Below are 23,791 nucleotides of genomic sequence, written 5' to 3'. Positions count from 1 at the left end.
ACAAGCTAGCAACGCGCCCTGCGTCGCATAAGTTCATGCAGGCTGATTTGTCCCTTGGAAATTTCCCAAACCCTACCTCTTCGCCGAATTTCCTTGCATTCGGTCAAGCGTTCGCGCCATCCGGTCCGGCCACGATTCCGGCAGCACGCCCTGGATACCGGTCGGGACGGTTTTCGCCACGACCTCGAGCCGACGGCCAAGAAGACGCGGGCACGCCTCTGGCACGGGGCCTTCGAGGCACTGGTTGGCAGAGTGCGACAATTCCTTATAAGATCGCGCCTCCCCCTATTCCGTCGCCCCGTGCGGCTTAGCCCGCCGGTCCCGCCTGCTTTTCCCTGAAAAAACCGACCAGGACCCGCGGCCAGAGGCAAAAAAAGGTAGTCAGCAATGAGCGCAAGGCACTTTCTCTCCCTGATGGATTGCACCCCCCAGGAGCTGAGCAGCCTGATCCGTCGAGCCATCGAGCTGAAGGACCTGCGCCACCGAGGCGTCCCCTACGAGCCCCTGAAAAGCCGCGTGCTGGGCATGATCTTCGAGAAGGCCTCCACCCGCACCCGCCTCTCCTTCGAGGCCGGCATGATCCAGCTCGGCGGCCAGGCGATCTTCCTCTCGCCCCGCGACACGCAGCTGGGCCGGGGCGAGCCGATCAGCGACTGCGCCATCGTCATGTCGCGCATGCTCGATGCGGTGATGATCCGCACCTTCGCCCACAGCAAGCTGGTGGAGTTCGCCGCCAACTCCCGCGTGCCGGTGATCAACGGCCTGTCCGACGACCTGCACCCCTGCCAGTTGCTGGCCGACATGCAGACCTTCCAGGAACACCGCGGCGCCATCCAGGGCAAGACCGTGGCCTGGATCGGCGACGGCAATAACATGTGCAACACCTATATAGAAGCGGCGATCCAGTTCGATTTCCGCCTCAACGTCGCCTGCCCCGAGGGCTTCGAGCCCAACCCGGCGTTCCTCGCCCAGGCGGGTGACCGCGTGCAGGTGATGCGCGACCCGCGCGAAGCGGTGCGCGGCGCCCACCTGGTGAGCACCGATGTCTGGACCTCCATGGGCCAGGAAGAGGAAACCGCTCGGCGCCTGGCGCTGTTCAAGCCCTACCAGGTGAACCAGGCGCTGCTTGCGCTGGCCGATGAAGCGGTTATCTTCATGCACTGCCTGCCGGCGCACCGGGGCGAGGAAATCAGCATGGACCTGCTCGACGACCCGCGTTCCGTGGCCTGGGACCAGGCAGAAAACCGTCTGCATGCGCAAAAGGCGCTGCTGGAACTTCTCGTCGAACACGCGTCCCGAGCATGAGCCACGAACTGCTTCTAAACCTGCGCAACCTGAGCTGCGGCTACCAGGACCAGCGCGTCGTACAGAACCTCAACCTGCACCTCAACGCCGGCGACATCGGTTGCCTGCTGGGGCCGTCCGGATGCGGCAAGACCACCACCCTGCGCGCCATCGCCGGCTTCGAACCCGTATTCGAAGGCGAGATCGTGCTGGCCGGCGAGGTGATCTCCAGGGCCGGCTTCACCCTGGCCCCGGAAAAACGTCGCATCGGCATGGTGTTCCAGGATTACGCGCTGTTCCCCCACCTCACGGTGGAAGAGAACGTCGCCTTCGGCATCCGCAAGCACCCCGAGCGCGAGCGCATCACCAGCGAGCTGCTGGAGCTGGTCAAGCTCGGGCACCTCGCCAAGCGCTACCCCAACGAGCTTTCCGGCGGCCAGCAGCAACGCGTGTCCCTGGCCCGCGCCCTGGCGCCGGAACCGGTGCTGCTGCTGCTCGACGAGCCCTTCTCCAACCTCGATGGCGAGCTGCGCCGCCGCCTCAGCCATGAGGTGCGCGACATCCTCAAGGCCCGCGGCACCAGCGCCGTGCTGGTGACCCACGACCAGGAAGAGGCCTTCGCGGTCAGCGACCAGGTCGGTGTGTTCCACAACGGCAACCTGGAACAGTGGGACACCCCCTACAACCTCTACCACGAGCCGGCGACCCCCTTCGTCGCCAGCTTCGTCGGCCAGGGCTACTTCATCCGCGGCCAGCAGGTCTGCCCGGATACGGTCCAGACCGAGCTCGGGGTGATCAGCGGCAACCGTGCCTACGCCTGGCCGGAAGGCAGCGCGGTGGACGTGCTGCTGCGCCCGGACGACATCGTCCCGGCGCCCGATGGCACGCTCAGGGCACTGGTGACCGGCAAGACCTTCCTCGGCGCCGCCACCCTCTACCGCCTGCAACTGCCTACCGGCACCCAGCTGGAAGCCATCTTCCCCAGCCATGCCGACCACCAGCCCGGCCAGCACGTGGGCATCCGCGTGGCCGCCGACCACCTGGTGGTGTTCCCCGCCAACGGCAGCGTCGCCACCCAGGCCATGCAGGACGAGGGCGTGCGCCGCTACAGCACGGCGAGCTGATCACGGCCGCTGTGCTTGGCCTCGTAGAGCGCCATGTCGACCCGCAGCAGGCTGTCCTCCCAAGACTCGCCGGGCCGATAGGCGCTGACTCCGAGGGACAGCGTCAGCTTCAGGCCCGGGCATTGATCCCAGTGCGCGGCGCGCACCTTGGCCTGCAAGCGCTCCAGCATCACCTCGGCGCCCGCCTCGTTGGTGCGTGAAAGCACCAGCAGGAACTCCTCGCCGCCCAGGCGCGCGACGAAGTCCACGTCCCTCACCGAATCCTGGAGCATCTTCGACAATTGCCGCAGCACCGCGTCGCCGCAGCCGTGGCCATAGTGATCGTTGACGTTCTTGAAGTAGTCCAGGTCCACCAGGCAGAGCACGAAGCCATAGTCGCCACGATCGGCCAGGGCCTTCTGCTGGGCCAGGATGTCCTTGGTGAAACGGCGGTTGTAGAGCCCGGTGAGCTCATCGGTGATGGCCAGCTTCTGGATGCTCTCCAGGGCCATGCGCAGGTCGTTGTTGCGTTGCACCAGGCTGCGCCGCAGGCCGTTCATCTCCAGCGAAAGCAGGCCGACACCGGTCAGCAGCACGAAGAACTCCACCGCCTGGATCGCTTCGCTGTGCAGGTCGAGTTCCCGCCCCGAGGCGACCAGCGAGCTGATGAGCAGGGCGTAGCACACAGCGGTCAGCAGGATCACCAGCAGGAAGCCGCGCAACTGCAGGCGGAAGGTGCCGAACATCAGCACCAGCAGGACCGTCATCAGAAACAGCAGGCGCAGCTCGCCGGCATGGTAGGCGGTGGCGAAGATCACGCAGATCGCCCAGCTCATCAGCGGCAGCGTCAGGCTGGGATCGTGGAAGCGCAGGTTGAGGTTGCTGCGCACCAGGGCCAGGAATGCCAGGCAACTGAGCCCGACCAGGCCCGTGAGCACCAGCATGCCGACCAGGCTCAGGCCCAGGTAACCGGCGGCGTGCGCCGACCAGCACAACAGCAGGAACAACAATGATGCACCGCTGGCCAGCGATACCCTTCGCAGGCGCAGCAGCTGATGTCGGGAGGGCTGCATGGGCTCCCCTTTCTTGGCGATGAATGGCCGGGAGTATAGACAGGCGTCGTGATCCCGCCGCCGATCAGGGCGTCGTCACGCCATAGCTGCGCATCAGGGCATCCAGCCGGCCTGACGCCCGATAGCGCTGCAGCCCCTCCTCGAACAGGGCGTTGTAGCGCGCGCTGGCCTCGATGGCGGGGGAAAACGCCAGGTAGATGGGCACATCCGGGGCGCGGCAGCCCGCCGCCTGCAGGCGATCCTGCTGACGGGTGCGGGCCAGCAGGTTCTCCATCACCCAGCTGTTCTCCACCGTGGCGTCGAGGCGCCCGAAGCGCACCTTCTCCACGTTCATCTCCAGAGCCTGCTCGCCCGAGACCACCTGCACCCGGTCGCCTTTCGCGCGGTGCAGGCGGACGTAGGCATCGATCTCCTGCCCGTAGCTGTAGCTGTTGATGGTGCCCAGGCGCACCTGTGCGAGCGAACCCAGCCCCTGGTAGCGCCAGGTCGCCCCCTGGGCGACGTAGAAGCACATGCGCGAGATGCCCGGCGCCGTGGGCGTGTAGAGGAAATCGGGAGCGTCCTGGATACCGGCGCCGATCACCGCGTTGAGCTTGCCGGTGCGGGCATCGCTGATGGCGCGCGCCCAGTTGACCACCCGGTACTCAACCTGGATGCCGGACTCGGCGAAGATGTCCCGCGCCAGCTCGACGAAGATACCCGGCTTGGCCGAGCCGGGCGCACAGTTGATCGGGCACCAGATATCGCCGGCGATGACCACCGTCTCGGCCCGCACGGGGCCGATGGCGAACAACGCGGCCAGCCCGAAGGCCAGGCCGCGCACGCGGCGATGACGAAAAGCATCCCTGAAATACACGTAGAACTCCCTGTATCGCGACCAGCTCCAGAGCGCAGCTTACGCCTCGCTGGCCTCGCTGCGTACCCGTTGGACGGCATCCAGCCATCCTTCGTAAAGCCTGGCCCGGTGCGCGCTCGCCATGTGCGGGGTGAAACGCTGCTGGCGATGCCAGTGCCGGGCGATCTCGTCGAGGTCGCGGTACAGCCCCGCCTTCAGGCCCGCCAGGTAGGCGGCGCCCAGGGCGGTGGTCTCGGTGACCTCGGGGCGTTCCACCGCCACACCGAGGATATCGGCGAGGAACTGCATCACCCAGTTGTTTTCCACCATGCCCCCGTCCACCCGCAGCGCGCTGGGCGCCGCGGCGCCGTCCTGGCCCATGGCTTCGAGCAGGTCGCGGGTCTGGTAGCAGACCGACTGCAGGCCGGCGGTGACGATTTCCTTGATCCCGGTATCGCGGGTCAGGCCGAAGATCGCGCCACGGGCTCGCGGGTCCCAGTAGGGCGCGCCAAGGCCGGTGAAGGCCGGCACCAGGTAGACGCCGCAGGCATCGCCGGTCTGCTCGGCCAGGGCCTCGGTATCGCGGGCATGGCTGATCAGCTTGATGCCGTCGCGCAGCCACTGCACCGCCGCGCCGGCGACGAAGATGCTGCCCTCCACCGCGTAGGTGACCTTGCCGTCCAGGCGGTAGCCGACCGTGGTGAGCAGGCGGTTGCGCGAGGTGACGGGCGTCCCGCCGGTGTTCTGGATCAGGAAGCAGCCGGTGCCGTAGGTGCTCTTGACCATGCCCGGCTGGAAGCAGGCCTGGCCGATCAGCGCGGCCTGCTGGTCGCCGGCCATGCCCAGCACCGGGATGGCCGCGCCCAGCAGCGGCGCGTCGGTGGTGCCGAAGTCGGCGGCGCTGTCGAGCACCTCCGGCAGCAGGCTGGCGGGGATCTCGAACAGCTTGAGCAGCGCCTCGTCCCACTGCTGGGTGTGGATGTTGAAGAGCATGGTCCGCGACGCATTGGTGGCATCGGTGCGGTGCGCCTTGCCGCCGGTCAGCCGCCACAGCAGGAAGCAATCCACCGTGCCGAAGCGCAGCTCGCCCTGCTCCGCGCGTTCGCGGGCCCCCGGCACGTTGTCGAGGATCCAGCGCAGCTTGGTGGCGGAGAAATAGGGGTCGATCAGCAGGCCGGTACGGCGCGACACCTCGTCCTCGTGGCCGGCCTCCTTCATCGTCGAGCAATAGTCGGCGGTACGCCGGTCCTGCCAGACGATGGCCGGGTGGATCGGCGTGCCGGTCGCGGCGTCCCACACCAGGGTGGTCTCGCGCTGGTTGGTGATGCCGATGGCGGCGATATCCGCAGCCGGCATCCCGCTCTTCTGGATCGCCTCGCGGCAGACCTTGAGCGTGGTCAGCCAGATTTCCTCGCCGTCATGCTCGACCCAGCCGTCCTTGGGGAAGTACTGCTTGAACTCCTGCTGGGCGCGCGCCACGGGCAGGCCCTGGGCGCTGAAGACGATGGCACGACTGCTGGTCGTGCCCTGATCGATGGCAAGTAGGTACTGGGCCATATGCAGGCTTCCTTGTTGTTATGGGGGCGTCACTCGCGGCCGATCGCCGCGAACTGCGCCTGGGTGTGCTGGGCCAGGGTGTCCGCACTCAGCTCGACCTCCAGGCCACGCCGGCCGGCGCTGACATGGATGGTCGGGTGCGAACGGGCCGATTCGTCGATGAAGGTGCGCAGGCGCTTCTTCTGCCCCAACGGGCTGATGCCGCCCACCAGGTAGCCGGTGGCGCGCTGGGCCGCGTCCGCCGCCGCCATGTCCACCTTCTTGGCCCCGGCTGCATGGGCCAGCGCCTTCAGATCGAGGGTGCCGGCCACCGGTACCACGGCCACCAGCAGCTCGCCCTTCTCGGTGGCGGCCAGCAGCGTCTTGAACACCCGCGCCGGGTCCAGGCCGAGTTTCTCGGCCGCTTCCAGCCCGTAGGAAGGCGCCTTGGGATCGTGGGTGTAGCTGAGCACCCTGTGCTCGGCCTTGGCTTTCTTCAGCAGATCGATGGCAGGCGTCATGTTCGATAGTGAAAACAGGAGGGCGAATTGGGCGTACCTTAGCTGAAAAGTCGCCGTTCGGCAGCACGTCGCTATAATGCGCGACAAAAATCCGGAAGCCCTTCCCATGACCTTGGCGCCCCGCCAGCAGGAAATCCTCGACCTCGCCCGCGACCGTGGCTACGTCAGCATCGACGAGCTGGCCCAGGCGTTCGCCGTGACCCCTCAGACCATCCGTCGCGACATCAACCAGCTCGCCGAGCAGGGCCTGCTGCGACGCACCCACGGCGGCGCCGCCAGCGAGGCGTCGAGCATCCAGAACACCGCCTACGCCATGCGCGCCGGGCAGATGCGCGACGAGAAGCAGCGCATCGCCGAGGCCGTGGCGGCGCTGATCCCGGACCACGCCTCGCTGTTCATCAACATCGGCACCACCACCGAGGCCATCGCCCGGGAACTGCTGGGCCACAAGGGCCTGAAGGTGATCACCAACAACCTGCACGTGGCCGCGCAACTGGCCGACCGCCCGGACTTCGAGGTACTGGTGGCCGGCGGCACGGTGCGCAGCGACGGCGGCATCGTCGGCCAGTCGGCGGTGGACTTCATCCAGCAGTTCAAGGTGGACTTCGCCATCGTCGGCATCAGCGGCATCGACGACGACGGCAGCCTGCTGGATTTCGACTACCAGGAAGTGCGCGTCTCCCAGGCCATCATCGACAACGCCCGCCAGGTCCTGCTGGCCGCCGACTCCAGCAAGTTCGGCCGCAACGCCGTGGTCCGCCTGGGTTCCATCGCGCTGGTCGACCGCATGATCACCGACCACGCGCCCTCCCCCGCCCTGGCCCGCCTGATGGCCGAACACAAGGTCCACCTCGACCTGGTCTGAGCGCCGTCGCCGCCCATTTCCTTTCGTCGCCCACCCGCCGGCCACTGCGCCGGCGGGCTGGCGATTTCATGCGTATTCGTCTAGCATTTTTCGAAAACGAACATTCAAAGTTCACTTTCGACTTCCGGTGCCCCGCATGAACCCTCCGATGAGCCGCAAATCGCCCATTTCCGAAGTCTATGACCTCGCCGTCGTCGGCGGCGGCATCAATGGCGTGGGCATCGCCGCCGATGCGGCGGGCCGTGGGTTGTCCGTTTTCCTTTGCGAAAAGGACGACCTCGCCCAACACACCTCCTCCGCCAGCAGCAAGCTGATCCACGGCGGGCTGCGCTACCTGGAGCACTACGAATTCCGCCTGGTGCGCGAGGCGCTGGCCGAGCGCGAGGTGCTGCTGGCCAAGGCGCCACACATCGTCCGCCCCATGCGCTTCGTGCTGCCGCACCGCCCGCACCTGCGTCCGGCCTGGATGATCCGCGCCGGCCTGTTCCTCTACGACCACCTCGGCAAGCGCGAGAAGCTGCCGGGTTCCCGCGGCCTGAAGTTCGGTGCCGGCAGCCCGCTGAAGGCGGACATCGCCCGGGGCTTCGAATATTCCGATTGCTGGGTCGACGACGCCCGCCTGGTGGTGCTCAACGCCATGGCCGCCCGCGAGCGCGGTGCCCACGTCCACCCCCGTACCCGCTGCGTCAGCGCCCGTCGCAGCAAGGGCCTGTGGCACATCCACCTGGAGCGCGCCGACGGCACCCTGCTGTCGATCCGCGCCCGCGCCCTGGTCAACGCCGCCGGCCCCTGGGTCGCGAAATTCATCAAGGACGACCTCAAGCAGAAATCGCCCTACGGCATCCGCCTGATCCAGGGCAGCCACATCGTCGTGCCGAGGCTGTACGAGGGTGAACACGCCTACATCCTGCAGAACGAGGATCGGCGCATCGTCTTCGCCATCCCCTACCTCGAGCGCTTCACCCTGATCGGCACCACCGACCGCGAATACCAGGGCGACCCGACCAAGGTGGCCATCAGCGCCGAGGAAACCGCCTACCTGCTGGACGTGGTCAACCGCCACTTCAAGCAACAGATCGGCGAGAAGGACATCCTGCGCACCTACTCCGGCGTCCGCCCGCTGTGCGATGACGAGTCGGACGACCCGTCCGCCGTCACCCGCGACTACACCCTGTCCCTGGAGGCCCATCCGGGCGAGGCACCGCTGCTCTCGGTGTTCGGCGGCAAGCTCACCACCTACCGCAAGCTGGCCGAATCCGCCCTGGCCCAGCTGGCACCCTTCTTCCCCAATGCCAAGCCGAGCTGGACCGCCAGCCAGCCGCTTCCCGGCGGCGAACAGATGAACAGCCAGGCCGACCTGGCCGAAGCCCTGTGCAACCGCTTCGGCTGGCTGCCCGACAGCCTGGCGCGGCGCTGGGCCGGCACCTACGGCAGCCGCACCTGGGCGATGCTGGACGGCGTGCAGAACCTCACCGACCTGGGCGAACACCTGGGCAGTGGCCTGTACGCACGTGAAGTGGATTACCTGTGCCGCGAGGAGTGGGCCACCGGCCTGGACGACATCCTCTGGCGCCGCACCAAGCTCGGCCTGTTCATGACCCCCGGCCAGCAGGAGCGCCTCGCCCAGTACCTGCTCAATCGCCCCAAGGCCGACGCCGCCTGAGACGGAATACCCTCGTAGGGTGGGCCGGGCGGCGTTCCGCTTCAGCCCACCAACAGCGAAGCGGTAAGCGGTTCCGGGAAGAAATGGTCATGCCGCAGGGGGCCTGGGCTTCAGCCCGGGAAGCCTGGCGCGAAGTGGGGGATGAGCGGATGACCCTGGAGCGTCCATCGGTGGGCTGAAGCCCACCCTACCCCTCTCCAGCGATGAGTTCACAGCTGCGCCACGTGCCCATCCACCTGCCGATGGGCCAGCAGGTGCGGCAGTACCGCCGCCAGCAGGGGCTCCTTGAACGCCTCCTGGAAGCGATGGGCCAGCCCCGGGATCAGCTTCAGCTCCGACCCCTTGATATGCGCCGCCACATGCACGCCATGCATCACCGGCAGCAGCGGGTCGGCGGTGCCGTGCACCACCAGGGTCGGCACGCTCAGGCGGTTGAGCATCTCCACCCGGCTCGGTTCGGCGAGAATCGCCAGCATCTGCCGCTGCACACCCTCGGGGTTGAAGGCACGGTCGTAGGCCCGCGCCGCCTGTTGCAACAGCTGCGCACGGTCATCGGCCACGTCCGGGCTGCCCAGTGCGGCCAGCAGATCGGCCTGCTGCTCCAGCGCCACCTCGCGGCTCGGCGCCTCGCGACGGGCCAGCAGGGCGATCAGCGCATGGCTCGGAGCCGGCAGCCCCTGGGCGCCGGAACTGGTCATCACCAGGGTCAGGCTCAACACCCGCTCCGGCGCAATATCGGCCACATGCTGGGCGATCATCCCGCCCATGCTCGCGCCCAGTACATGGGCCTGGCGGATGTTCAGGGCGTCCATCAGGCTCAGCGCGTCCCCGGCCATGTCACGCAGGCTGTAGGGCGCCTGCACCGGGAAGCCCAGGCGGTAGCGCAGCGCCTCATAGGTCAGGTTGGCGGCAGGTTCAGGGTGACTCCAGGCGGACAGGCCGACATCGCGGTTGTCATAGCGGATCACCCGGAACCCTTGCTCGCAGAGCGCCGCCACCACCTCGTCCGGCCAGTGGATGAGTTGCCCGCCCAGCCCCATGATCAGCAGCAGGGCCGGGTCCTTTTCCTCGCCGATGCTCTGGTAGGCCAGGCGCACCTCGCCCAGGTGCACGGTCTCCGTCGGCACCTGCGTATCGCAGCGCGCGGAGGCAAAGGCGGGCAGGCCGCACAGCAAGGCGGCGAGAAAAATGAAAAGGCGCATGATGAAAATCCAGAACGCAAAACCCCAGTGAAACGCGATTCTGATGAATCCCTTTCGCTCGCACTGCCACACAACCGTGACAATTTCATGAAGGGCGCCCAACGGTCGTTGCAGGCTCGTGCAAGGCCTCTTGCCGGGCAGCTCGTAGCGATTTCATTCCAGCGTATCGACAACGCTACAGCGGCTGCAGGCCATGGCAGCCGTGTGTCTGACTGCCGCCGGGCCTCCCGGGTTCGAACGGCTGTAGCGAAAACCCTACAGCGGTGCCGCAGCGCGAGGCCGGCCCCGCGAGCAACCCCTTGATAAACCTGGCTTTCCCGGCACTGGCACCGCCCTTGCTACCGCTCTCCCAGGACCATGACCGAGGACGTCCCATGTTCAGCAAGCACGACCAGATCCAGAGCTACGACGACGAACTGTTCAGCGCCATGCAGGAAGAGGAGCGCCGCCAGGAAGACCACATCGAGCTGATCGCCTCCGAGAACTACACCAGCCAGCGGGTGATGCAGGCCCAGGGCAGCGGCCTGACCAACAAGTACGCCGAGGGCTACCCGGGCAAGCGCTACTACGGTGGCTGCGAATACGTCGACAAGGTCGAGCAGCTGGCCATCGACCGCGCCAAGGCCCTGTTCGGCGCCGACTACGCCAACGTCCAGCCGCATTCGGGCTCCTCCGCCAACGCCGCCGTCTACCTGGCGCTGATCAATGCCGGCGACACCATCCTCGGCATGAGCCTGGCCCACGGCGGCCACCTGACCCACGGCGCCAAGGTGTCGTCCTCGGGCAAGCTGTACAACGCCGTGCAGTACGGCATCGACACCCGCACCGGGCTGATCGACTACGACGAGGTCGAGCGCCTGGCCGTCGAGCACAAGCCGAAGATGATCGTCGCCGGCTTCTCCGCCTACTCCAAGACCCTCGACTTCCCGCGCTTCCGTGCCATCGCCGACCAGGTCGGGGCGCTGCTGTTCGTCGACATGGCCCACGTCGCCGGCCTGGTGGCCGCCGGCCTGTACCCCAACCCGCTGCCCTACGCCGACGTGGTCACCACCACCACCCACAAGACCCTGCGCGGCCCGCGCGGCGGCCTGATCCTCGCCCGCAGGAACGAGGAGATCGAGAAGAAGCTCAACTCCGCCGTGTTCCCCGGCGCCCAGGGCGGCCCGCTGATGCACGTGATCGCCGGCAAGGCGGTGTGCTTCAAGGAGGCGCTGGAGCCTGGCTTCAAGACCTACCAGGCGCAGGTGATCAAGAACGCCCAGGCGATGGCCCGGGTGTTCATCGAGCGTGGCTACGACGTGGTCTCCGGCGGCACCGACAACCACCTGTTCCTGGTCAGCCTGATCAAGCAGGGCCTGACCGGCAAGGACGCCGACGCCGCCCTGGGCCGCGCCGGCATCACCGTGAACAAGAACGCCGTGCCCAACGACCCGCAATCGCCCTTCGTCACCTCCGGCGTGCGCATCGGCACCCCGGCCATCACCACCCGTGGCTTCAAGGAGCCGCAGAGCATCGCGCTGGCCGGCTGGATCTGCGACATCCTCGACCACCTCGGTGACGCCGATGTCGAGGCCCAGGTGGCCAGGCAGGTCGCGGCCCTCTGCGCGGACTTCCCCGTCTATCGCGGCTGATCCCGGCCCGAACGCAAGGCGGCCCCAGGGCCGCCTTTTTCATTCCCGGTTCGCCAGGCCAGGCAATTCTCGACAGCCGCCCTTCCATGAGGGAGACTCACCTTCCTTCCGCCCGCCACGAATTTCATTCATAGAGCCGCCGACATGCTGGAACTGCGCCATCTCAAGACCCTGCACGCCCTGCGCGAAGCCGACAGCCTGGTGGAGGCCGCCGAGCGCCTGCACCTCACCCAGTCGGCCCTCTCCCACCAGTTCAAGGAACTGGAGGAGCGCCTGGGCATGCAGCTGTTCGTGCGCAAGACCAAGCCGGTGCGCTTCACCAGCGCCGGCCTGCGCCTGCTGCAACTGGCCGACTCGCTGCTGCCGCAGCTGCGCGCCGCCGAACGCGACATCGCGCGGCTGGCCGGCGGTACTGCCGGTCGCCTGCACATGGCCATCGAATGCCACAGCTGCTTCCAGTGGCTGATGCCGACCATCGACCAGTTCCGCGACGCCTGGCCGGAAGTGGAGCTGGACCTGGCCTCGGGCTTCTCCTTCGCCCCGCTGCCAGCCCTGGCCCGGGGCGACCTCGACCTGGTGGTGACCGCCGACCCCGTCGACCTGCCCGGCATCACCTACGTGCCGTTGTTCACCTATGAAGCCCTGCTGGCCGTGGCCAACCAGCACCCTCTGGCGAGCAAGCCTTATGTGGTGCCCGAGGACCTGGAGACGGAAACCCTGATCACCTACCCGGTGGAACGCGACCGCCTGGACATCTTCACCCGCTTCCTCGAACCGGCCGACATCGAACCCGCCCAGGTGCGCACCTCGGAACTCACGGTGATGATGATGCAACTGGTCGCCAGCGGCCGTGGCGTGTGCTGCCTGCCCAACTGGGCGCTGCACGAATACAGCTCGCGCGGCTACGTCACCGCCAAGCGCCTCGGCGAGAAATCCCTCTACGCCACCCTCCATGCCGCCATCCGCTCGGACATGCTCGACGCCCCCTTCATGCGCGACTTCCTCCTCACTGCCAAGGACACCTCCTTCGCCACCCTCGAAGGCGTCAGCGCCGCGCGTTGATGCGCAACCCACCGACACCATCCCTGTAGTGCGTAGGGTGGACCGCGCTTCACCGGTCCACCGTCGGGGCTAACCACTACACCGCTGGTGGACGCAAAAAAGCGACGTCCACCCTACAGTGCCCCTTGCCGAGCGTAGGGTGGACCACGCTTCACCGGTCCACCGTCGGAGCCACCCGCAGCACCGCTGCCGGACGCAAAAAGCGACGTCCACCCAACGCATGCAGTAGCCCGGACCTCAGTCCGGTAAAGGTCCCCCGGGCTACGTGCGCTAGAACAACGCCAGGCTGTAGCTCAGGATCACCCGGTTCTCGTCCACGCCCCGGCCCACGCTGGTGCGGTAGACGGCGTTGCGCCAGGTCAGCCCCAGGTCCTTGAGCGGGCCGCTCTGCACCACGTACCTGAGGTCCGTGTCGCGCTCCCAGCCATGCACCGAGCGGCCGTCGCCCAGCTCGCCGTCCCCGGCCTTGAAGTAGCGGGTCATCAACGCCAGGCCCGGCACGCCCAGGGTGGCGAAATCGAAGTCGTAGCGCAGCTGCCAGGAGCGCTCGCCACGCTCGGCGAAGTCGTAGTACTGGCCGAAGTTGACCAGGTAGGCGTCGGCCCCCTGCACGTAGGGGAAGGCCGTGCGGCCGCTCATGCGCTGCAGACCCAGGCCCAGTGCATGGCCATCGTGACGGCGGTAGGTGAACAGCGCGCCGAGGGCGCGGTTGTCGATCTCGCGGCGCCAGCCGGTGCCGGCATCGCGGCTGTCGAACAGGCGCAGGTCCAGCTCCAGGCGGTCCTCGCCCAGGGGCACGCGGCCCTTGAGGCCGAAGAAATCCTGCCGGTAGAGGTCTTCCAGTTCGGCATGGTGGTAGCTCAGCGTCCAGCCGGGGCGTGCCTCCCAGTCCACCCCGGCCAGGTCCAGGTGGCCGGCGCGCGGCCCGGCGGTGAAGCGCTTGTTGCGGTTGTACAGGGCCAGGTCGCTGCGCCCGCCCTCGTTGCGCTGGCTCACCTCGTCCAGCCGCGCCAGGGTGAAGCCCAGGCCCTCCCATTCGCGGGATTCCACCAGCCCGCCGTGGAAGGTCTGCGGGAACAGCCGACCGTTGTTGGGCTGCAGGGTGGGCAGCCTGGGCACCAGGGCGCCGAGCTTCAGCTCACTGCGCGACACCCGCGCCTTGAAGGTCCCGTCGAGGCGGCCGTAGTCGTCGGCGGCGCGGCCATCGTCCTGCACCGCCAGCAGCCCGGTGCCGGAGCGCCCCTTGCCGGAGTCCAGCTTCAGGCCCAGGCGCCCCATGGCGTCGAGGCCGAAACCGACGGTGCCGGCGGTGTAGCCGGAGCGATAGTCGAGGAGGAAGCCCTGGGCCCATTCCTCGTGCCGCGAGTCGCCCGCGCCATCACGGAAATCGCGGTTCATGTAGAAGTTGCGCATCTGCAGGGTGGCGCTGGAGGCCTCGATGAAACCATCGGCGGCCAGGGCCCAGGGGGCCGCGCCGCCCAGCAGCAGGGCAGTGAATGCAGCGGGGTGTTTCTTGTTGTTATGCATGGTGCTCTCCAAGGCTCGGGGCGAACGGCGGGCGCGCCCTCCATCACGAAGCGCTCAAGGGCGCTCCAGGACCACGGCCACGCCCTGGCCCAGCCCCACACCGAGGCTGACCAGGGGGACGCGCGGGTTCTTGCATTGCAGGGTGCGGCAGACGGTCAGCGCCGGGCGCGCGCCGGAGGCGCCCGGCGAATGGCCGAGGGCGATGGCACCGCCGTGGCGGCCGATCGGAGTGCGCAGGCCTGCATGGATAGAGGCGTCGAGCATCAGTCTTCTCCCGAATGGGGTGGCTGTCCGGTGTGCAGCAGGGACAGGCCCAGCCGCGCGCGGCGGCGCAGCCAGGGGCTGGGGCGGTAGCGCGGGTCACCGCTGAGGGCGTGCAGGCGCTGGAGGATCGACAGCACCCGCGCCGGCCCCAGGCGGTCACCCCAGGCCAGCGGGCCGTGCGGGTAGCCGAGGCCAAGGCGCACGGCCAGGTCGATATCGGTGGGCGTGGCGATGCCCTGCTGGGCGATGTCGCACGCCAGGTTGACGATACCGGCCAGGGTGCGCTGGACCACGAAGCCCGCGCTGTCGCGGATCACCGTGACCCTGGCGCCATCGGCCGCGAACAGGGCTCGCGCGGCCTCCAGGCAGCCCGCCCCGGTGGCGGGCGTGGGCATCAGGCAGCGGTGCGAGGCCCGCTCTGCCAGGGCGTCGAAGGCCACCACGCGCGTGGGGTCGAGTTCGAAATGCAGCGCCGCTTCGGAGGCGTCCAGGCCCAGGGGGGCGAGCAGGCAGAGCGCGTCGGCGGAAGGCCGCTCGCCCTCCTCCAGCTCCGCGCCCAGGCCGCTCAGCCAGGGGCGCAAGAGCGCGGCGTCGAAGCCCTCGTCCAGCCCCAGCCACACCGGCATCCGCGGGCCGCTGGCGCGCGGTTGCGGAACCGGCTCGGCAACCGCCGGATAGCGATGGAAACCACGCCCGCTCTTGCGCCCCAGGTGGCCGGCGGCCAGGCGCTGGCGCAGCATGGGGTGCGGGCGGTAGCGCGGCTCCTCGTAGAACTGCCGGTAGATGGATTCCATCACCGGCACGCTGACATCCAGCCCCACCAGGTCCATCAGCTCGAAAGGCCCCATGGGGAAGCCCGCGCCATCGCGCAACAAGGCATCCACCTCGGCCGGCGCCGCCACGCCCTCGGCGAGGATGCGCAGCGCCTCGGTGCCAAAGGCGCGCCCGGCATGGTTGACCAGGAAGCCCGGCGAGTCCTGCGCCCGCACCGGCTGGTGCCCCAGCCGCCGCACCAGCGCCAGCAGGCGCTCGACCACGCACTCGTCGGTGGCGAGCCCCGGGATCACCTCCACCAGGCGCATGCGCGGCACCGGGTTGAAGAAGTGCAGCCCGGCTACTCGCCCCGGCGCCTCGCAGGCCGCCGCGATGGCGGTGATCGACAGCGACGAGGTGTTGCTGGCGAGAATCGCCTCGCTCCCCAACAGCGCCTCCAGCTGGCGGAACAACGCCTGCTTGGCAGGCAGCTCCTCGACTATCGCCTCCACCACCAGTTGGCAGCCGGCCAGGCCCTGCAACCCCTCCACCGGCAGCAGGGCGAGGCGGGCCTGTTCCAGCTGGGCGTCGCTGGCCCGGCCCTTGTCCCGCCGCTTCTCCAGCTCGGCAAGGATGCGTTCGCGGGCCTGTACCGCCGCATCGGGCCGCATGTCATGCAGCCGCACCTGCAAGCCGGCGCAGGCCGCCAACTGGGCGATGCCCTGGCCCATGGCGCCGCAGCCGACCACGCCGAGGCGGGTGATTTCTTTCCCGTTCATCGGCCCTGGTACTCCGGCTCGCGCTTGGCGAGGAAGGCGCGCATGCCCTCCTTCTGGTCCTGGCTGTCGAACAGCAGCTGGAAGGCCTGGCGCTCCAGCAGCAACGCGCTCTCCAGGGGCAGGTCGGCACCGTCGCGCACCACCGCCTTGATCTGCGCCACGGCCAGCGCCGGCAGGCGGGCGATCTCTTCGGCCAGGGCCAGCGCGCGGGGCAGCGCGTCGTCCTCCGCCAGCTCGCTGACCAGGCCCATGGCCAGGGCCTCCTCGGCCCCCACCAGGCAACCGGTCAGCAGCAGGCGCAGGGCCCGGTACTTGCCCACTGCGCGCACCAGGCGCTGGGTGCCACCGGCACCGGGCATGATGCCGAGGCGCACCTCGGGCTGGCCGAAGCGCGCCGTGGCACCGGCAACGATCAGGTCGGCGTGCAGCGCCAGCTCGCAGCCGCCGCCCAGGGCCAGGCCGTTGACCGCCGCGATGATTGGCGTGCGGCATTGCGCCAGGGCCTGCCAGTAGCGCTCCACGCGGCGTTGCTGGACCTGCAGCGGGCCGGCCTCCACCAGCTCGCCCAGGTCCGCCCCGGCGGCGAACACCGTGGGGCCACCGCTGATGACGATGACCCGCACCGACGGGTCGTCATCCAGCCCTTGAACCGTTTCGGCGAGCGTGCGCCGCAAGACCAGGTCCAGGGCGTTGCGCCGCTCCGGGCGATCCAGCGTCAGCAGGGCGATGCCGGCGCCGGGGTGTTCGAGCCGCAGCGGAGGCGGCGGGCAAACGCGTTCTTCATGGACCCTCATGACGATCTCCGATCAGTTCTCTGTGCAGGGGGGGAACGGGGGTGCGTCAGCCGCGCACGATCCCGCGTTGGATCAGGTCGTCGACCTGCCCGGCATCCAGGCCGAGGCCATCGAGCAGCTCGCGGCTGTGCTGGCCCAGGCCCGGCGGCGGGCGGCGGTACTGCGCCGGGGTGCGCGAAAGCTTCACCGGCGAGGCGATACCGCGGTAATCACCCAGCTCCACCAGCATTGCCCGGTGGCGGGTGTGCGGATGGGCGATCGCCTGCTCCACCGTGGTCACCGCGCCGCAGGGCACGCCCAGGCGGATCAGCGCCTCGGCCAGGGGCGGGCCGTCATGGCTGGCCAGATGGCTTTCGAGCGCCGCCTTCAGCGCCTGGCGATGCACCGAGCGGCTGCCGTTGTCGGCGAAGCGCGGGTCGTCCAGCAGGGCCTCGGCGCCCAGGTGTTCGCAGAGCCGGGCGAACTGCCGGTCGTTGCCCACGGCGAGGAAGATCGGCTCGCCGCCGGTGCGGTAGCTGTCGTAGGGGGCGATGTTGGGGTGGGCGTTGCCGCTGCGCGGGGTCACCCGGCCCGAGCCGAAGTAGTTGGGCAGGTGCGGGTGCAGGAGCGACAGGCCGCAGTCGTAGAGGGTGATGTCCACGGACTGGCCGCGCCCGCTGCGCTGCCGCTCGTGCAGCGCGAGGAGGATGCCGGCCAGGGCGTTGAGCCCGGTGACCATGTCCACCACCGGCAGGCCGACCCGCAGCGGCCCACCGTCGGCCTCGCCGTTCACGCTCATCAGCCCGGCCATGGCCTGGATCGCCGCGTCGTAGCCGGGCAGCCCGCCGAGCGGCCCGTCGGCGCCGAAGCCGGAGACGGCGCAGTGGATCAGCCGGGGGAAGCGCTCGGCCAGCACCGCTTCGTAGCCCAGGCCCCAGCGTTCCAGGGTGCCGGGCTTGAAGTTCTCCAGCAGCACGTCGGCGCCTTCCAGCAGGCGCAGCAGCAGTTGGCGGCCCTCGGGCTGGGCGAGGTCCACCACCAGCCCCTTCTTGTTGCGGTTGATGCCACGGAAGTAGGAGGCGGTGTCGCCCTCGAAGGGCGGGCCCCATCCACGGGTCTCGTCACCCGCCGGGGGTTCCAGCTTGATCACCTCGGCGCCGTGGTCGGCCAGGGCCTGGGAGCAGTAGGGGCCGCCCAGGACGCGGCTGAGGTCGAGAACGCGGATGCCGTGCAAGGCGCCCCGAGGGGCTGTCGTCGTGGTCATGGTCAGGGCTCCGCGATCAGTGGGGCAGCAGGCGCAGGGCGTCGTCCAGGCTCAGCGGGCCTTCGGCCAGCAGAGCCGGCAGCAGCGCCTCGCCGGCATCCGCCTCGGCCGTCAGGGGGTCGCGGGGCAGCACGCGGTGGCGCAGCACCAGCAGGGCCAGGGCCAGGCGCCGGTGGTTGGGGGCCAGGCGCGCGCCCTCCCACGCCAGGGCGATGGCCGTGGCGACGTGGTAGAGCGCGCTGCCGGCCTGGCGCACCTGCTGGTGGCGGCGGGCTTCGGCGACCTCGGCCATCAGCGCGACGGCCTTGTCCAGGCTGCTGCGCAGCAGCGCATCGGCGGCGGCAGGCAGGGCCGCCTCGTCGAGCAGGCCGCGCAGGTGGCGGGCCAGCGGCTCCAGGGCGCCTTCGCGGGTCACGGCGCGGGCGATGTCCAGCGCCACGATGTTGCTGGTGCCCTCCCAGATCGAGCCCAGGTGGGCGTCGCGCACCAGGCGGGCGTCGCTCCATTCCTCGATGTAGCCGACGCCACCGCGCACCTCCATGGCGTCGCCGGTGGCACGGCGGGCATCACGGCAGGCGCGGAACTTGATCAGCGGGGTGAGGATGCGCACGCACTGCTGCGCCTCGCGGTCACCGGCATCGGCACGGGGCAGCAGGGTGGCGATCTGCATGAACAGGGAGCGCGCCTGCTCGGCGGGCAGCATCAGCTTGAGCAATTGGCGCTGCATCAGCGGCATGTCCACCAGGCGCTTGCCGAAGGCCTGGCGCTGGCGGGCGACGAACAGCGCCTCGTTGAGCCCCCGGCGCATCAGCCCGGCGGCCCGCACGCCGTTGGACAGGCGCGACATGTTGACCATGTCGGCCATCTGCTGGAAGCCGCGCCCCACCTCGCCGATCAGGTAGGCGGTGGCGCCTTCCAGGGTGATCTCGCCGCTGGCCATGGAGCGGGTGCCGAGCTTGTCCTTCAGGCGCACGATGCGGTACGCGTTGCGGCTGCCATCGGGCCGGTGCTTGGGCAGCAGGAACAGGCTGACCCCGGCCATGCCTTCGGGGGCGTCCTCGGGCCGGGCGAGCACCATGGCGAGGTCGGCGTCGGGGTTGGAGCAGAACCATTTGTCGCCGTGCAGCGTCCAGGCCCCGTCCTTCTGCCGCGCCACGGTGCGGGTGCGCGCCACGTCGGAGCCGGCGGCCTGCTCGGTCATGAACATGGCGCCCTGGTAGAGGCTGTCGAAGTCCCGCGAAGTGAGGCTCGGCAGGTAGCGTTCCACCAGCTCCGGGGCGCCGTACTTGCGCAGGGTGCGGGTGAGGGAGTCGGTCATGCTCACCGGGCAGCAGAGGCCGAACTCGGCCTGCACGAACAGGTAGGTCAGCGCGTACTTGACCAGCGGCGGCGGGCCGTCGGCCACGTGGCTCATGGAGGCCAGGCCCAGCTCGGCGTAGGCCACCCGCTCCAGGGCCACGTAGTCGGGGTGCTTGAGGATGCGCTGGCGGTCCTCGCCGCGCCGGGTGCGGCTGGCCAGCACCGGCGGGTTCTTGTCCGCCGAGAGCGCCAACGCGTCCAACTCGCCACCGGCACGGGCGCCCAGCGCCTGCAGGCGCGGCAGCCAGGGCGCCAGCACGGCTTCGGGCAGGTACAGGGACAGCAGGCAGGCCAGCTCGGGGTCGGCGTCGAACAGGTTCATCCCGCGGCTGTCGGGGATGTTCAGGTCGTCGATGACGGGGCGTTCGATCAGGGCGTTCATGGCGTCACTCCTTCGTGTCGTGCGCCGAGACTAGGAAGCCCTACGATAAGTATCCAATAGAATAAAAAGCCCATACGATAAGAAATTCATATCGTTGAAGGGGGCACCGGATGGACCTCAAGCAGCTTCGCTACTTCATCGCCGTCGCCGAGGAACTGCACTTCGGCCGCGCCGCCGCGCGCCTGTTCATCTCCCAGCCGGCGCTCTCCTTCGACATCAAGAAGCTGGAGGAACAGCTGGGCGTGCAACTGCTGGTGCGCACCAACAAGTCGGTGAAGCTCACCGCCCCCGGCCAGGTGCTGCTGGACGAGGCCCGCAGCCTGCTGCAACAGGCCGAGCAGGCACGGCGCCTGACGTTGCGCTCGGCCCAGGGCGCGCTGGGCCGGCTGCGCGTGGGGTTCGTCAGCTCGATGCTCTACCGCGGCCTGCCGGCGGCGGTGCGCGGCTTCGAGGAGGCGCACCCGGGCATGGAGGTGGTGCTGCAGGAGATGAACAGCGCCGAGCAGGCCCTGGCGCTGCAGCGCGGGCAGATCGACATCGGTTTCATCCATCGCGGTCCCCTGGCGGCGGGGCTGCGCTCCGAGGCCCTGCTGGCCGAGCCCTTCCTCTGCTGCCTGCCGCCCGGGCACCCCCTGGCGGGTGCCGAGCGCATCGACCTGGCCGAGCTGCGCGACGATCCGTTCATCCTCTTCCCGCGCCCGGCGGCGCCGCACTACCACGACCTGATCATCGCCTGCTGCGTCGGGGCCGGCTTCAGCCCGCAGATCCGCCATGAGGCGCGGCTGTGGCAGACCATCGTCGCCATGGTGGCGCAGGGCATGGGCGTCGCGCTGCTGCCGGCGTCCCTGTGCCGCGCCTGGCCGGGCGTCGTCGGCGTCCCGCTGGTGCAGGAAGGCGCGCTATCGGAAATCCACGCCCTGTGCAGCGAGGAGAACGCCCCCGAGGCGGCGCATGCCTTCCTCGCACGCCTGCAACGGCAACTGGCACGCGACGATACGGATTCCGTTATCGCGCCATAAGAACAAACGACTATTGATTTGCCGACCGCCCTCCTAGACTCCGGCTCGACTCGAGTCTCAAGCCACGCGCCAGCCCGCCCCGCCACACCCCTTGTCTGCATCGGCGGGGTGGCCGCTGGTTCGCCAGATAAAAACAACAAGAGAGGTGGAGTCCATGAACCACGCCCTGCACCCGGACGAACGGGAACAGCATCGCAAGGCCCGCAAGGCGGGCATCGCTTCCTTCATCGGCACCACCATCGAGTGGTACGACTTCTACATCTACGGCCTGGCCGCCGCGCTGGTGTTCGGCAAGGTGTTCTTCCCCGCCGACATGGACCCGGGCGTCGCCACCCTGCTGTCCTTCGCCACGCTCTGGTCCGGTTTCATCGCACGGCCCCTGGGCGGCATCATCTTCGGTCACCTGGGCGACCGCATCGGCCGCAAGACCACCCTGGTGATCACCCTCATCATGATGGGCCTGGCCACCACCGGCATCGGCCTGCTGCCCACCTATGCGCAGATCGGCGTGTGGGCACCGGTGGCGCTGGTGTGCCTGCGGGTGATCCAGGGCATCGCCGTCGGCGGCGAATGGGGCGGCGCCATCCTCATCGCAAGCGAGAGCGCGCCCAAGGGCAAGGGCATCCTCTACGCCGCCTTCGCCCAGCAGGGCTCGCCCACCGGCAACCTGCTGGCGACCCTGGCCTTCTTCGCCCTCAGCAGCCTGCCGATGCCGGACTTCCTGCAATGGGGCTGGCGCATTCCCTTCCTGCTTTCCGCGGCGCTGGTGATCGTCGGCATGGTGATCCGCCTGACCCTGGAGGAGTCGACGGACATGCAGCGGCTGATGCGCGAGAACAAGACCGCCAAGCTGCCGATCCTCGAAGTGCTGCGCAAGCACTGGCTGGTGGTGCTGCTGGGCGCGGGGACGCTGCCGGTGATCCACGTCACCTACTTCAAGAGCACCTTCGCCCTGTCCTGGGCCACCAAGACCCTGGGCTACAGCCAGAGCACCTTCCTCAGCATCATCGTCATCGCGCTGGTGGTGCAGTTCATCAGCCAGCCCCTCGGCGCGCTGCTGACCACCCGCATCGACATGCGCAAGGCGGTGGCGATCATGGTGCTGCCGGAGTTCATCCTGATGCCGGCGATGTTCTTCGCCGTGGAGACCAACGTGTACTGGATCGCCGCCGTCGGCATGTGCCTGGCGACCATCCCCCACGCCATGTTCTACGGCGCCATCGGCGGCATCCTGGCCCGCGCCTTCCCCACCCGGGTGCGCTACTCCGGCCTGTCGCTGGCCTACCAGCTGTGCTCCCTGCTGGTGGGTGGCGGCACCCCGCTGCTGGCCCAGTGGATCCTCAACACCACCGGCAGCATCGTCGGCGTCGCCATCGCCTCGGCGCTCTATGCGGTGGTGTCGCTGGCCTGCACCCTGGCCCTGCTGCGCATCACCGGGCACCGCGCCAGCGAACGCTCCACGGCGGAGCGGGACGACGGCGAACCGGATGCCCAAGCCGAGCCCCGCAGCGGCCGCATCGGCCAGACCAACCCGGCCTGACCACCCCCACGACCCGCGTGCACGCCACGCGGGTTGCACCTGGAACCTCCCCTGTAGGGGCGAATTCATTCGCCAAAGGCTTCGCGAGCAGAGCTCGCTCCTACGAGAAGGCATGTGCCCCCCTGCAACAGCCCCAACCGTAGCCCGGGCTTCAGCCCGGGACCGCGCGCCCCATCCGCCGCTCGTGCTCGATCAGCCAGCGCTTGCGCCACAGCCCGCCGCCGTAGCCGGTGAGCGAGCCATCGGAGCCGATGATGCGGTGGCAGGGGATGACGATGGCGATCTGGTTGGTGCCGTTGGCGCGGGCCACGGCGCGCACCGACGACGGCGAGCCGATGGCACGGGCCAGGTCGGCGTAGCTGCAGGTGATGCCGAAGGGGATCTCGCGCAGGGCCTGCCACACGCTGCGGGTGAAGGCCGAGGCGCCCATGGCCAGCGGCGTGGCGAAGACCACTGGCTCGCCGGCGAAGTAGCGCGACAGCTCCGCCTCGATCCGGTCGATGGGGGCGAAGCGGCCGAAGCCGATGCTGGTGCCGGTGAGCTTCTGCAGGTTCTTCAGCTCGTTGGCCAGTGCCGGCCGGTCGAAGAACTCCAGCAGGTGCAGGGCCTGCGCATCCGCCACCGCCAGCATCACGCCCAGGGGCGTTTCCAGCCAGTCGGCCTTGAGCAGCTCGCGCCCGCGCAACTGCGACGGCGGTTCGCCCAGCAGGCGGGTGAAGGCGCTGCGGAAGCCGCTGTCGGAATCGAAGCTGGCGGTCACCTGGGCGTCCACCACCCGCGCACCGGCGGAGAGCTGGGCCAGGCCCTGGCCGATGCGGCGCAGGCGAGCCATCTCCAGGAAGGTCACGCCGAAGTGGCGTTTGAAGGCACGGCGTACCGTGGACGGGTCGTGGCCGAGGGCGACCAGGTCGCCCTCCAGCCAGCGCCGCTCCTGATCCTGCTCCAGCAGCGCGATCAACTCCTTGACCAGCGGCTCCTGGGCGCCCACCTGGTCCAGCGGGCGGCAGCGCAGGCAGGGACGGAAGCCCGCCTCGACACAGGCCTTGATGCTGCCGAAGAACACCGAGTTCTCCCGCTTGGGCTTGCGCGCAGCGCAGGTCAGGCGGCAGAACACCCCGGTGCTCTTGACCCCGACGAAGGCGAAGCCCTCATAGGCCGGGTCGCGCTCCAGCAGCGCCTGGTACAGGGTCTCGTCATCGGGTAGCGAATCGAACAGCGGGGCGTCCATGGCCGGCTCCGGAACCGTGGGAAAAAGAGCGCCCACTTTATGCCAGGAAACCGACCTTTGCCGCCTCGGATCGGGCGTCTATTCCGCCGGGCGGGCGAGCACAGTGCCCGCCCTCCCCGGCGCGGCCG

Annotated in this window: 20 protein-coding genes; 8 read left to right on the top strand and 12 right to left on the bottom strand. The window is 68.9% G+C overall.

Going from position 1 to position 23,791, the window contains the following annotated elements; all coding sequences use genetic code 11:
* Positions 1-387 precede the first annotated feature (387 nt).
* Both argF and DMX10_RS10955 read left to right on the top strand, forming a co-directional pair.
* On the top strand, positions 388-1,305 hold the full coding sequence (gene argF / locus DMX10_RS10960; protein WP_111261082.1) for an ornithine carbamoyltransferase: 918 nt from the start codon (positions 388-390) through the stop codon (positions 1,303-1,305).
* A complete protein-coding gene (locus tag DMX10_RS10955) occupies positions 1,302-2,408 on the top strand; it encodes an ABC transporter ATP-binding protein (protein WP_111261081.1) in 1,107 nt (368 codons plus the stop codon). Before argF ends, DMX10_RS10955 begins: the two co-directional genes overlap by 4 nt.
* Here the strand turns inward: DMX10_RS10955 and DMX10_RS10950 are convergent.
* The 4 genes from DMX10_RS10950 to ybaK all read right to left on the bottom strand — a co-directional run bounded on the left by DMX10_RS10950 (position 2,390) and on the right by ybaK (position 6,352).
* Positions 2,390-3,460, bottom strand: coding sequence for a diguanylate cyclase (locus DMX10_RS10950; protein ID WP_111261080.1), 1,071 nt, complete (start codon positions 3,458-3,460; stop codon positions 2,390-2,392). The genes DMX10_RS10955 and DMX10_RS10950 overlap by 19 nt on opposite strands.
* Before the next feature lie 64 nt (positions 3,461-3,524).
* Positions 3,525-4,316, bottom strand: a complete 792-nt coding sequence (locus DMX10_RS10945; RefSeq protein ID WP_111261079.1) for an ABC transporter substrate-binding protein — start codon at positions 4,314-4,316, stop codon at positions 3,525-3,527.
* 39 nt (positions 4,317-4,355) lie between these two features.
* Positions 4,356-5,852, bottom strand: a complete 1,497-nt coding sequence (glpK, locus tag DMX10_RS10940) for a glycerol kinase GlpK (protein ID WP_111261078.1) — start codon at positions 5,850-5,852, stop codon at positions 4,356-4,358.
* Between the two features lie 29 nt (positions 5,853-5,881).
* Entirely contained in the window at positions 5,882-6,352 is a 471-nt protein-coding gene (ybaK, locus tag DMX10_RS10935; protein ID WP_111261077.1) for a Cys-tRNA(Pro) deacylase, read from the bottom strand.
* Positions 6,353-6,458: 106 nt separating this feature from the next.
* Between ybaK and DMX10_RS10930 the strand changes: the two genes are divergently transcribed.
* Together DMX10_RS10930 and glpD are read left to right on the top strand one after the other, a co-directional pair.
* The gene (locus tag DMX10_RS10930) at positions 6,459-7,217 is read left to right on the top strand and encodes a DeoR/GlpR family DNA-binding transcription regulator (RefSeq protein WP_111261076.1); all 759 of its coding nucleotides are present in this window, start codon (positions 6,459-6,461) and stop codon (positions 7,215-7,217) included.
* Between the two features lie 136 nt (positions 7,218-7,353).
* The gene (gene glpD / locus DMX10_RS10925) at positions 7,354-8,880 is read left to right on the top strand and encodes a glycerol-3-phosphate dehydrogenase (protein ID WP_111261075.1); all 1,527 of its coding nucleotides are present in this window, start codon (positions 7,354-7,356) and stop codon (positions 8,878-8,880) included.
* A gap of 209 nt (positions 8,881-9,089) precedes the next feature.
* Here glpD and DMX10_RS10920 read toward each other — a convergent pair whose 3' ends face one another.
* Complete coding sequence (locus DMX10_RS10920) at positions 9,090-10,082, bottom strand: alpha/beta fold hydrolase (protein WP_111261074.1); 993 nt, start codon at positions 10,080-10,082, stop codon at positions 9,090-9,092.
* Between the two features lie 374 nt (positions 10,083-10,456).
* On the opposite strand from DMX10_RS10920, the gene glyA reads away from it, so the two are divergent.
* On the top strand, positions 10,457-11,713 hold the full coding sequence (glyA, locus tag DMX10_RS10915; protein ID WP_111261073.1) for a serine hydroxymethyltransferase: 1,257 nt from the start codon (positions 10,457-10,459) through the stop codon (positions 11,711-11,713).
* A gap of 144 nt (positions 11,714-11,857) precedes the next feature.
* On the top strand, positions 11,858-12,775 hold the full coding sequence (gene metR / locus DMX10_RS10910; protein WP_111261072.1) for a transcriptional regulator MetR: 918 nt from the start codon (positions 11,858-11,860) through the stop codon (positions 12,773-12,775).
* Positions 12,776-13,045: 270 nt separating this feature from the next.
* On the opposite strand, the gene DMX10_RS10905 is transcribed toward metR, so the two are convergent.
* The 6 genes from DMX10_RS10905 to DMX10_RS10880 are packed head-to-tail and all read right to left on the bottom strand — an operon-like array spanning position 13,046 to position 19,876.
* Entirely contained in the window at positions 13,046-14,302 is a 1,257-nt protein-coding gene (locus tag DMX10_RS10905) for an OprD family porin (protein ID WP_111261103.1), read from the bottom strand.
* A gap of 54 nt (positions 14,303-14,356) precedes the next feature.
* Positions 14,357-14,566, bottom strand: a complete 210-nt coding sequence (locus DMX10_RS10900) for a hypothetical protein (protein ID WP_111261071.1) — start codon at positions 14,564-14,566, stop codon at positions 14,357-14,359.
* A complete protein-coding gene (locus DMX10_RS10895) occupies positions 14,566-16,098 on the bottom strand; it encodes a 3-hydroxyacyl-CoA dehydrogenase (protein ID WP_111261070.1) in 1,533 nt (510 codons plus the stop codon). The genes DMX10_RS10900 and DMX10_RS10895 overlap by 1 nt, the downstream gene beginning before the upstream one ends.
* On the bottom strand, positions 16,095-16,892 hold the full coding sequence (locus DMX10_RS10890; protein ID WP_069562105.1) for an enoyl-CoA hydratase-related protein: 798 nt from the start codon (positions 16,890-16,892) through the stop codon (positions 16,095-16,097). The genes DMX10_RS10895 and DMX10_RS10890 overlap by 4 nt, the downstream gene beginning before the upstream one ends.
* A 46-nt stretch (positions 16,893-16,938) precedes the next feature.
* A complete protein-coding gene (locus DMX10_RS10885; protein ID WP_111261069.1) occupies positions 16,939-18,135 on the bottom strand; it encodes a CaiB/BaiF CoA-transferase family protein in 1,197 nt (398 codons plus the stop codon).
* Positions 18,136-18,151: 16 nt separating this feature from the next.
* A complete protein-coding gene (locus DMX10_RS10880) occupies positions 18,152-19,876 on the bottom strand; it encodes an acyl-CoA dehydrogenase family protein (protein WP_111261068.1) in 1,725 nt (574 codons plus the stop codon).
* A 110-nt stretch (positions 19,877-19,986) separates the two neighbouring features.
* Between DMX10_RS10880 and DMX10_RS10875 the strand changes: the two genes are divergently transcribed.
* Together DMX10_RS10875 and DMX10_RS10870 are read left to right on the top strand one after the other, a co-directional pair.
* Positions 19,987-20,895 (top strand): LysR family transcriptional regulator, encoded by a 909-nt coding sequence (locus DMX10_RS10875; protein WP_111261067.1) that lies wholly within the window; start codon positions 19,987-19,989, stop codon positions 20,893-20,895.
* A 154-nt stretch (positions 20,896-21,049) separates the two neighbouring features.
* Entirely contained in the window at positions 21,050-22,435 is a 1,386-nt protein-coding gene (locus tag DMX10_RS10870) for an MFS transporter (protein WP_111261066.1), read from the top strand.
* 151 nt (positions 22,436-22,586) lie between these two features.
* On the opposite strand, the gene DMX10_RS10865 is transcribed toward DMX10_RS10870, so the two are convergent.
* Positions 22,587-23,663 carry a bifunctional transcriptional activator/DNA repair enzyme AdaA gene (locus tag DMX10_RS10865; RefSeq protein WP_111261065.1) on the bottom strand — a complete coding sequence of 359 codons (1,077 nt, stop codon included), beginning with the start codon at positions 23,661-23,663 and terminating at the stop codon, positions 22,587-22,589.
* Positions 23,664-23,791 lie beyond the last annotated feature (128 nt).

This window comes from Pseudomonas sp. 57B-090624, assembly GCF_003234055.1.
Lineage (GTDB): Bacteria > Pseudomonadota > Gammaproteobacteria > Pseudomonadales > Pseudomonadaceae > Metapseudomonas > Metapseudomonas tohonis.
Note: the sequence above shows the minus strand (reverse complement) of the source record. Positions and strands in the feature narration are given on the sequence as shown.

What these genes read in the sequence shown, in the direction of transcription:
- argF (WP_111261082.1), top strand. Translation starts at nt 388, where the DNA reads ATGAGCGCAAGGCACTTTCTCTCCCTGATGGATTGCACCCCCCAGGAG.
- DMX10_RS10955 (WP_111261081.1), top strand. Translation starts at nt 1,302, where the DNA reads ATGAGCCACGAACTGCTTCTAAACCTGCGCAACCTGAGCTGCGGCTAC.
- DMX10_RS10950 (WP_111261080.1), bottom strand. Translation starts at nt 3,460, where the DNA reads ATGCAGCCCTCCCGACATCAGCTGCTGCGCCTGCGAAGGGTATCGCTG.
- glpK (WP_111261078.1), bottom strand. Translation starts at nt 5,852, where the DNA reads ATGGCCCAGTACCTACTTGCCATCGATCAGGGCACGACCAGCAGTCGT.
- ybaK (WP_111261077.1), bottom strand. Translation starts at nt 6,352, where the DNA reads ATGACGCCTGCCATCGATCTGCTGAAGAAAGCCAAGGCCGAGCACAGG.
- DMX10_RS10930 (WP_111261076.1), top strand. Translation starts at nt 6,459, where the DNA reads ATGACCTTGGCGCCCCGCCAGCAGGAAATCCTCGACCTCGCCCGCGAC.
- glpD (WP_111261075.1), top strand. Translation starts at nt 7,354, where the DNA reads ATGAACCCTCCGATGAGCCGCAAATCGCCCATTTCCGAAGTCTATGAC.
- DMX10_RS10920 (WP_111261074.1), bottom strand. Translation starts at nt 10,082, where the DNA reads ATGCGCCTTTTCATTTTTCTCGCCGCCTTGCTGTGCGGCCTGCCCGCC.
- glyA (WP_111261073.1), top strand. Translation starts at nt 10,457, where the DNA reads ATGTTCAGCAAGCACGACCAGATCCAGAGCTACGACGACGAACTGTTC.
- metR (WP_111261072.1), top strand. Translation starts at nt 11,858, where the DNA reads ATGCTGGAACTGCGCCATCTCAAGACCCTGCACGCCCTGCGCGAAGCC.
- DMX10_RS10905 (WP_111261103.1), bottom strand. Translation starts at nt 14,302, where the DNA reads ATGCATAACAACAAGAAACACCCCGCTGCATTCACTGCCCTGCTGCTG.
- DMX10_RS10900 (WP_111261071.1), bottom strand. Translation starts at nt 14,566, where the DNA reads ATGCTCGACGCCTCTATCCATGCAGGCCTGCGCACTCCGATCGGCCGC.
- DMX10_RS10895 (WP_111261070.1), bottom strand. Translation starts at nt 16,098, where the DNA reads ATGAACGGGAAAGAAATCACCCGCCTCGGCGTGGTCGGCTGCGGCGCC.
- DMX10_RS10890 (WP_069562105.1), bottom strand. Translation starts at nt 16,892, where the DNA reads ATGAGGGTCCATGAAGAACGCGTTTGCCCGCCGCCTCCGCTGCGGCTC.
- DMX10_RS10885 (WP_111261069.1), bottom strand. Translation starts at nt 18,135, where the DNA reads ATGACCACGACGACAGCCCCTCGGGGCGCCTTGCACGGCATCCGCGTT.
- DMX10_RS10880 (WP_111261068.1), bottom strand. Translation starts at nt 19,876, where the DNA reads ATGAACGCCCTGATCGAACGCCCCGTCATCGACGACCTGAACATCCCC.
- DMX10_RS10875 (WP_111261067.1), top strand. Translation starts at nt 19,987, where the DNA reads ATGGACCTCAAGCAGCTTCGCTACTTCATCGCCGTCGCCGAGGAACTG.
- DMX10_RS10870 (WP_111261066.1), top strand. Translation starts at nt 21,050, where the DNA reads ATGAACCACGCCCTGCACCCGGACGAACGGGAACAGCATCGCAAGGCC.
- DMX10_RS10865 (WP_111261065.1), bottom strand. Translation starts at nt 23,663, where the DNA reads ATGGACGCCCCGCTGTTCGATTCGCTACCCGATGACGAGACCCTGTAC.